At 63.7% G+C, this 8,550-nt stretch carries 4 protein-coding genes; 2 read left to right on the top strand and 2 right to left on the bottom strand.

What is annotated here, in order from left to right; translation table 11 throughout:
* Nucleotides 1-146: 146 nt before the first annotated feature.
* Nucleotides 147-1,196, bottom strand: coding sequence for a low specificity L-threonine aldolase (locus FJ417_RS14080; RefSeq protein ID WP_140783869.1), 1,050 nt, complete (start codon nucleotides 1,194-1,196; stop codon nucleotides 147-149).
* A gap of 491 nt (nucleotides 1,197-1,687) precedes the next feature.
* Between FJ417_RS14080 and gltB the strand changes: the two genes are divergently transcribed.
* Both gltB and FJ417_RS14070 read left to right on the top strand, forming a co-directional pair.
* Nucleotides 1,688-6,424, top strand: a complete 4,737-nt coding sequence (gene gltB, locus FJ417_RS14075) for a glutamate synthase large subunit (RefSeq protein ID WP_140783868.1) — start codon at nucleotides 1,688-1,690, stop codon at nucleotides 6,422-6,424.
* A gap of 199 nt (nucleotides 6,425-6,623) precedes the next feature.
* On the top strand, nucleotides 6,624-8,078 hold the full coding sequence (locus tag FJ417_RS14070) for a glutamate synthase subunit beta (RefSeq protein ID WP_140642272.1): 1,455 nt from the start codon (nucleotides 6,624-6,626) through the stop codon (nucleotides 8,076-8,078).
* Between the two features lie 38 nt (nucleotides 8,079-8,116).
* Here the strand turns inward: FJ417_RS14070 and FJ417_RS14065 are convergent, their stop codons facing one another.
* Nucleotides 8,117-8,524 carry an MAPEG family protein gene (locus FJ417_RS14065; protein ID WP_140783867.1) on the bottom strand — a complete coding sequence of 136 codons (408 nt, stop codon included), beginning with the start codon at nucleotides 8,522-8,524 and terminating at the stop codon, nucleotides 8,117-8,119.
* Nucleotides 8,525-8,550: the final 26 nt, after the last annotated feature.

Here is an 8,550-nt window from a genome sequence, read left to right as displayed (position 1 = left end):
CGGAACAAAGCCCTTGATCCGGTCCCACTGGTCGTCCCGAAGCGCGTCGCAGTTCATCACTGATCCCCAAAAATCAGTGTTGAATCTGATTTGCCGGCCTGTGGGAATCCCAATTCCTTAAATCGTCACTACGGCCTAATACAAGCTCAAGCCAGCAGTTGGCCGAGGCGATCGATCTCTTGCGTCGTGGTGGCGAAGCTGGCGACGAAGCGGTAGATCGCTTCATTGTCGCCGAGGTGGCCATCGAAACCCTGCGGCACGCCCCATTCATAGAATTTGGCGCCGGCCGCCTGCAGCTTTTCCGCCGTGGCCCGACCGAGTATGGCGAAGACCTCATTGGCCTGCGGCAGCCAGGCGAGCTTGCCGGCCGGCGCATCCTCGATCGTCTCGGCCAGGTGTGCAGCCATCGCATTGGCATGCCCGGCCATCCTCAACCACAGATCGTCGGTGAAATAGGCCTCGAACTGGGCCGAGATGAAGCGGGCCTTGGAGAAGGTCTGTCCGGCGCGCTGGCGCAGCAGACGCAAATCCTTGCCGACGTCCGGATTGAGGACCACGACCGCGTCCGCCATCCAGCAGCCGTTCTTGGTGCCGCCGAAGGAGATGAGGTCGACGCCGCTCTTCGAGGTCATCTCGGCCGGGCTGACGCCCGTCGCGGCAATCGCATTGGCGAAGCGCGCGCCGTCCATGTGAAGCGGCAGCTTGTGGCGGCGGCTGACCTCGGCGATCGCCTTGACGTCGTCGACGCTGTAGACCGTGCCGACCTCGGTCGCCTGGGTGACGGTGATCGCCATCGGCTGACCGGCTGGCGCCAGATCCTGCGAATAGCGCCTTATCGCGCGGTCGAGAGCCTCCGGGTTCATGCGTCCCAGCGGTCCCGGCACCGGCGCCATGCGCGCGCCGCCGGTGTAGAAACCCATCGCGCCGAACTCGTCGACATTCATGTGCGCTTCGGAATGGCAGAGCGCGATGCCGCCGATGCGGTTCAACGCAGCCATCGAAAGCGCGTTGGCCGCCGTGCCGGTCGCGACGAAGAAGACCTGCACCTCGCGTTCGAAGATATCGTTGAAGCGGCGATAGACGGCGCGGTCCAGGTCGCCGTCGCCGTAAGCGACAGCGGTGCCGGCGGCATGGCGCGACAGGTTGGCCGAAATGTCGGGGTGGACGCCCGCCCAGTTGTCGGATGCAAAGAACATCGAAAGGTCCATATCGTGATTGGCAAAAGCGGCGGGACTTGACCGCTTCGGCAGTCGAAGCGCAAGGGCCAATCATCGGCAAAGCGGTGAAGCCAGCAAATCGAGGCCAAAGGACCCGGATCAAAGCTTGCGTTTCCTGCGCTTGTCACGAAATTTTGTGTCGCGGCGCGGCCAAGTTTTTTGTGAATCGGTCTTGTGCGGCCGCCTGATTTCTGGCATAAAAAATTTAGGACAGTAGTGCTGTCTTATTTTGTCGCACAAAACAGGCTGGACTGGCGTATGATCGCTGCCATTCCGGCCATTGTCGCGAGCGGCGGGTAGACGGCCCGGCTCTGACCTGTACGATACCGGATGCGAACCGGGCGCATAGCCGTTTGGTTCGGTGGATTTCGCGAGACGTGCCGCAGGATGAAGGGGAAGCATCATGCTTCCCAAGGCAAACCAGCGCCCTGAAACGGTCGGGGCCAAGGTGGAGAACGGAGGATAGGACGATGACGGAACTGACGCCACCTGCGATCAACGGCCGGGCCGCGCAGACGAAAGCGACAGCCGTTAAAAATACCGTCCTGACCAAAGAGCTGCGAACTGCCAACGGCATGGCCGCGCAGGGCCTTTACGATCCGCGCAACGAGCATGACGCCTGCGGCGTCGGTTTCATCGCCAATATGAAGGGGTTGAAGTCGCACCAGATCGTCGAGGACGGTCTGGCGATGCTGGAAAACCTCACCCATCGCGGCGCCGTCGGTGCCGATCCGCTGGTCGGCGACGGCGCCGGCGTGCTGGTGCAGATTCCGGACAGCTTCTTCCGCGATGAAATGGCCGCCAAGGGCGTCGAACTGCCGCCGGCCGGCCAATACGGCGTCGGCCATTGGTTCATGCCCCAGGACGCGGCACTGCGCGCCCATATCGAAGAAGTCATCGCCGAATCGGCGCAGTCGGAAGGGCTGCCGCTCATCGGCTTCCGTGACGTCCCGGTCGACAATTCGTCGCTGTCGAAGGCGCCCGATATCGTGGCATCCGAGCCGTTCCATCGGCAGGTGTTCATCGGCCGCACGTCCGACATTACCGACGACGAGGAGTATGAGGCCAGGCTCTATCTGCTGCGCAAGGTGATTTCGGGCCGCATCTATGCCGAGAACGACAACAAGGACATCGGCGCCTATTGCGTGTCGCTGTCGGCGCGCACCATCGTCTACAAGGGCATGTTCCTGGCCTACCAGGTCGGCGCCTATTACAAGGATCTCACCGATCCGCGCTTCGAAACCGCGCTGATCCTCGTCCATCAGCGTTTCTCGACCAACACGTTCCCGTCGTGGAAGCTGGCGCATCCCTACCGCATGGTCGCGCATAATGGCGAGATCAACACGGTGCGCGGCAACAACAACTGGATGGCGGCGCGTCAGGCCTCGGTCGATTCCGAACTGTTCGGCAACAACATCTCGAAGTTGTGGCCGATCTCCTATGACGGCCAGTCCGACACGGCGTGCTTCGACAACGCCCTCGAATTCCTGTTCCAGGGCGGCTATTCGCTCAGCCACGCCATGATGATGCTGATCCCGGAAGCCTGGGCCGGCAACAAGCTCATGGATGCAGACCGCAAGGCTTTCTACGAATACCACGCGGCGCTCATGGAGCCGTGGGACGGACCGGCGGCGGTGGTCTTCACCGACGGCCGCCAGATCGGCGCCACGCTCGACCGCAACGGCCTGCGTCCGGCGCGCTACATCGTCACCGATGACGACCGCGTCATCATGGCGTCGGAGGCCGGCGTGCTGCCGGTGCCGGAGGAAAAGATCGTGCAGAAGTGGCGGCTGCAGCCGGGCCGCATGCTGCTCATCGATCTCGCCAAGGGCCGCATCGTCTCCGATGAGGAGATCAAGTCTGAGATCGCGACCAGGCACCCCTACAAGACCTGGCTCGCCAACACGCAGCTCATTCTCGAAGACCTGAAGCCGGTCGAACCGCGCGCGTTGCGCAAGGATGTCAGCCTGCTCGATCGCCAGCAGTCCTTCGGCTACACGCAGGAAGACACCAAGCTTCTGATGGCGCCGATGGCCACCACCGGCCAGGAAGCGGTGGGTTCGATGGGCACCGACACGCCGATTTCGGCGATGTCGGACAAGTCGAAGCTGCTCTACACCTATTTCAAGCAGAACTTCGCCCAGGTCACCAACCCGCCGATCGACCCGATCCGCGAGGAGTTGGTGATGAGCCTGGTGTCGTTCATCGGCCCGCGGCCGAACATCTTCGACCTGGTCGGCACGTCGCGCCGCAAGCGGCTTGAAGTGCGACAGCCGATCCTGACCAATGGCGATCTGGAGAAGATCCGTTCCATCGGCCACACCGAAGACCGTTTCGATACCAAGACGATCGACATCACCTACGGCTCGAACGAGGGCGCTGCCGGCATGCAGGGCGCCATCGACCGGCTCTGCGAACGGGCCGAGGCGGCGGTCGCCGGCGGCTACAACATCATCATCCTGTCCGACCGCCAGGTCGGGCCGGACCGCATCGCCATTCCGTCGCTGCTGGCGACGGCGGCCGTGCACCATCACCTGATCCGCAAGGGCCTGCGCACCTCGGTCGGGCTGGTTGTGGAATCCGGCGAGCCGCGCGAAGTGCATCACTTCTGCTGCCTGGCTGGTTACGGCGCCGAGGCGATCAACCCGTATCTTGCCTTCGACACGCTGCTCGACATGCACAAGCGCGGCGAGCTGCCGGAAGAGGTCGACGAGTACGAGGTGGTCTCGCGCTACATCAAGTCGATCGGCAAGGGCATCCTCAAGGTGATGTCCAAGATGGGCATCTCGACCTACCAGTCCTATTGCGGTGCGCAGATCTTCGACGCCATCGGGCTGAAGTCCGATTTCGTCGAGAAGTATTTCACCGGCACCGCGACGCTGATCGAAGGCGTCGGCCTGGACGAGATCGCCACCGAGACGCTCAGCCGCCACAGCGATGGCTTCGGCAGCGATCCGGTGCTGCGCAACAACCTAGAGGTCGGCGGCGAATACATGTTCCGCATGCGCGGCGAGGCGCATATGTGGTCGCCCGATGCGGTCGCCACCTTGCAGCACGCCGTGCGGCAAGGCTCCTGGGACACGTTCAAGGACTATTCGGCGCAGATCGACAGCGCAACCGCGCGCGCCCAGACCATTCGCGGCCTGTTCAAGCTCAGAACAGCGGAAGAGACCGGCCGCAAGAAGGTCGCGATCGAGGACGTCATGCCGGCGGCCGAGATCGTCAAGCGCTTCTCGACCGGGGCGATGTCGTTCGGCTCGATTTCACGCGAGGCGCACACCACGCTGGCGCGCGCCATGAACGCCATCGGCGGCAAGTCGAACACCGGAGAGGGCGGCGAAGAGGCCGACCGCTATCTGCCGCTGCCCGGCGGCGGCAAGAACCCGGAACGTTCGGCGATCAAGCAGGTCGCGTCCGGACGGTTCGGCGTCACGGCGGAATATCTGGTCAATTCCGACGTCATGCAGATCAAGGTCGCGCAGGGCGCCAAGCCCGGCGAGGGCGGCCAACTGCCAGGGCACAAGGTCGACGCGACCATCGCCAAGGTCAGGCACTCAACGCCCGGCGTCGGCCTGATCTCGCCGCCGCCGCATCACGACATCTATTCGATCGAGGATCTGGCGCAGCTGATCTACGATCTGAAGAACGTCAATCCGGCGGCCGATGTCTCGGTCAAGCTGGTGTCGGAGGTCGGCGTCGGCACGGTTGCGGCGGGCGTCGCCAAGGCGCGCGCCGATCACATCACCATCTCCGGCTATGATGGCGGCACCGGCGCTTCGCCGCTGACCTCGCTCAAGCATGCCGGCAGCCCGTGGGAAATGGGCCTTGCCGAGACGCACCAGACGCTGGTGCTCAACGGCCTGCGTTCGCGCGTCGCGCTGCAGGTCGATGGCGGGTTGCGCACTGGTCGCGACGTCATCATCGGCGCGCTGCTAGGCGCCGACGAGTTCGGCTTCTCGACCGCGCCGCTGATCGCCGCCGGCTGCATCATGATGCGCAAGTGCCACCTCAACACCTGCCCGGTCGGCGTGGCGACGCAGGACCCGGTGCTGCGCAAGCGCTTCAAGGGCACGCCCGAGCACGTCATCAACTTCTTCTTCTACGTGGCGGAAGAGGTGCGGGCGCTGCTTGCCGAAATGGGCTACACCCATCTCGACCAGATCATCGGCGACACCGACCTTCTGGAAAAGCGCGACGTCATCCAGCACTGGAAGGCGCGCGGGCTAGACTTCTCGAAGATGTTCTTCAAGCCGGACGCCCCGCATGAGGCGCTGCACTGGACCGAGCGGCAGAAGCATCCGATCGACGACGTACTCGACCGCAAGCTGATCGAGTTGGCCAAGCCGGCGCTGGACGCCAAGCAGCCCGTCACCATCGAGCTGCCGATCCGCAATGTCGATCGTTCGGCCGGCGCGATGCTGTCGGGCGAGGTCGCCAAGCGTTTCAAGCATAAGGGCCTGCGTGAAGACACGATCCATGTGAAGCTCACCGGCACCGCCGGTCAGTCCTTCGGCGCGTTCCTGGCGCGCGGCGTCTCGTTCGAGCTCGTCGGGGCCGGCAATGACTATGTCGGCAAGGGCCTGTCGGGTGGCCGCATCGTCATCCGCCCACCGGAAGAAGCCAAGATCGTGGCGGCGGACTCGATCATTGTCGGCAACACGGTGCTTTATGGCGCCACCGAAGGCGAGGCCTATTTCGCCGGTGTCGCCGGCGAGCGCTTCGCGGTGCGCAATTCGGGCGTGGCCGCCGTCGTCGAAGGCGTCGGCGACCATGGCTGCGAATACATGACCGGCGGCATCGTCGTCGTGCTCGGCAAGACAGGCCGCAACTTCGCCGCTGGCATGTCGGGCGGCGTCGCCTATGTGCTGGACGAGAAGGGCGATTTCGCCGAACGCTGCAACATGGCGATGGTCGAGCTGGAGCCGGTCCCGGAAGAGGACGACCTGATGGAGAAACTGCTTCACCACGGCGGCGACCTCGACCACAAGGGCCGCGTCGACGTCTCCGGCGATATGACCAGCCATGATGAGGAACGGCTCTACCAGCTGATCTCGAACCATGTGCATTTCACCGGTTCGGTGCGCGGCCGCGAGATCCTCGACGACTGGCAGAACTTCCGGCCGAAATTCCGAAAAATCATGCCGGTGGAATATCGCCGCGCATTGATCGAGATGGAACGCATGCGCATGAGCGTGGCGGCGGAATAAGCATCGGGCAGGCCGGAGAGATGGCTCTCGGGCCGGCATCCTCGCCAACAATTCTGACCCCGAGAGCATGACCCCGACAAGTGGGAACCGGTTTTCGGGCGAAGGTCATGCTCCAACAAGGTGCGGTTGCCAGGGCAGCCTTAAGGGGTTAACGGGTGCGCCGACAAAAAGCGTGCCTTCGGACAGCAGGGACTGGACTATGGGCAAGGTAACAGGCTTTCTCGAGATCGACCGGCAGGTGCACAAGTACCAGCCTGCCTCGGACCGCATCCGGCATTTCCGCGAATTCACATTGCCGATGTCGGACAAGGAGGTCGAGAAACAGGCCGCGCGCTGCATGGATTGCGGCATTCCGTTCTGCCATGGGCCGACGGGCTGTCCGATCCACAACCAGATCCCCGACTGGAACGACCTCGTCTACAATGGCGACTGGGACAACGCGATCCGCAACCTGCATTCGACCAACAATTTCCCCGAATTCACCGGCCGCATCTGCCCGGCGCCTTGCGAGGAAGCCTGCACGCTGAACCTCGAGGACATCCCGGTCGCCATCAAGACGGTGGAGCAGGCGATCGCCGACAAGGCTTATGAGACCGGCCACATCCGGCCCTATCCGCCGGAAAGGAAGACCGGTAAGCGGGTTGCCGTCATTGGCTCCGGCCCGGCCGGCATGGCGGCGGCGCAGCAGCTGGGCCGCGCCGGCCACGACGTGCATGTCTATGAGCGCGAAAGCCGTCCCGGCGGGCTGATGCGTTACGGCATACCGGACTTCAAGATCGAGAAGCACTATATCGACCGTCGCATCGAGCAGATGCAGGGCGAGGGGGTGACCTTCCATTGCGGCGTCAATGTCGGCGTCGACATGAAGGTGGCTGACCTGCTCGGGGAATTCGACGCCGTGCTTTATTGCGGCGGCTCCGAAACGCCGCGCCCGGCCGGTATTCCGGGCGCCGATCTCAGCGGCGTCTATGACGCCATGCCCTATCTGGTGCAGCAGAACCGTCGTGTCGGCGGCGAGCCGATCCAGTCGGTGGCGTGGCCCTCGCACCCGATCATCGCCGGCGGCCAGCATGTCGTCGTCGTCGGTGGCGGCGACACCGCGTCCGACTGCATCGGCACCGCCTTCCGCCAGGGCGCGGTGCGCGTGACCCAGCTCGACATCCGTCCGCAGCCGCCCGAGAAGGAAGACAAGCTTGCGGTTTGGCCCTACTGGGCGACCAAGATGCGCACCTCGTCCTCGCAGGCCGAGGGCGCCGAGCGCGAATTCCAGGTGGCGACGCTCGAGTTCATCGGCGAGGAAGGCCAGTTGACCGGTGTGCGCTGCTGCGAGGTCGACGACAAGCGCAAGCCGATCGCCGGCACCGAGTTCGTCATCCGCGCCGATCTCGCCTTCATCGCCATCGGCTTCGCCGGACCGGCGGGCGACAGCCTGATGAAGGAGCTCGACGGCGAGATAAAGGTCGTCACCGACAGCCGCCGCTCGAACAATGTCGAGGCCAACGATCGCGACTACAGGACCAGTGTCGACAAGCTCTATGCCGCGGGCGACGTGCGCCGCGGCCAGTCGCTGGTGGTGTGGGCGATCCGCGAGGGTCGCCAGGCGGCGCGCTCGATCGACGAGACGCTGATGGGATCGACGGTTCTGCCGCGTTAAATTGGGCTAACGAGCCGCAGCCTTTCGCGAAGCGCAGCCTAGCTAAGCAACAGCTTTATCGCCCAATAGAGGCCGATGGCCATCTGGACCAAGAACGCCGAAAATCGAGCCTTGACAGCGGTCGGACTTGTCGACGTCAAATGAATGGCCGACTGCACCAGCCTCGCGCCCAGAAACCAATATGCGAGCGGATCGGTAATCGAGGCGCGCGCGCTCATTATGGCCAGGGCCATGAGACCTCCGAATATGGGAAGGCCTTCGATGCAATTGGCATGGGCGCGCGCCAGCCGCTGCAAGAAGGGCGAAAAACCGGCGTTGTCCGGTGCGAAGCCATTCGCGGGGACGCGGCCGCTCACCACAAGATGGGTGCGCAGGATTTCCATCCATATGAGCAATAAGAGGGTCCAAGTCACGAACCCAAGCAAGGCATAGCCTGTTGCCGACATATTCGCCCCCCGCCTTTGACTTCGGC

This window comes from Mesorhizobium sp. B3-1-7 (genome assembly GCF_006439385.1).
Lineage (GTDB): Bacteria > Pseudomonadota > Alphaproteobacteria > Rhizobiales > Rhizobiaceae > Mesorhizobium.
This window is presented reverse-complemented; position numbering and strand designations above follow the sequence as displayed.

Bases quoted from the DNA above. Each gene is read 5' to 3' on its own strand.
- FJ417_RS14065 (WP_140783867.1), bottom strand. From the start codon at position 8,524: ATGTCGGCAACAGGCTATGCCTTGCTTGGGTTCGTGACTTGGACCCTC.
- FJ417_RS14080 (WP_140783869.1), bottom strand. From the start codon at position 1,196: ATGTTCTTTGCATCCGACAACTGGGCGGGCGTCCACCCCGACATTTCG.
- gltB (WP_140783868.1), top strand. From the start codon at position 1,688: ATGACGGAACTGACGCCACCTGCGATCAACGGCCGGGCCGCGCAGACG.
- FJ417_RS14070 (WP_140642272.1), top strand. From the start codon at position 6,624: ATGGGCAAGGTAACAGGCTTTCTCGAGATCGACCGGCAGGTGCACAAG.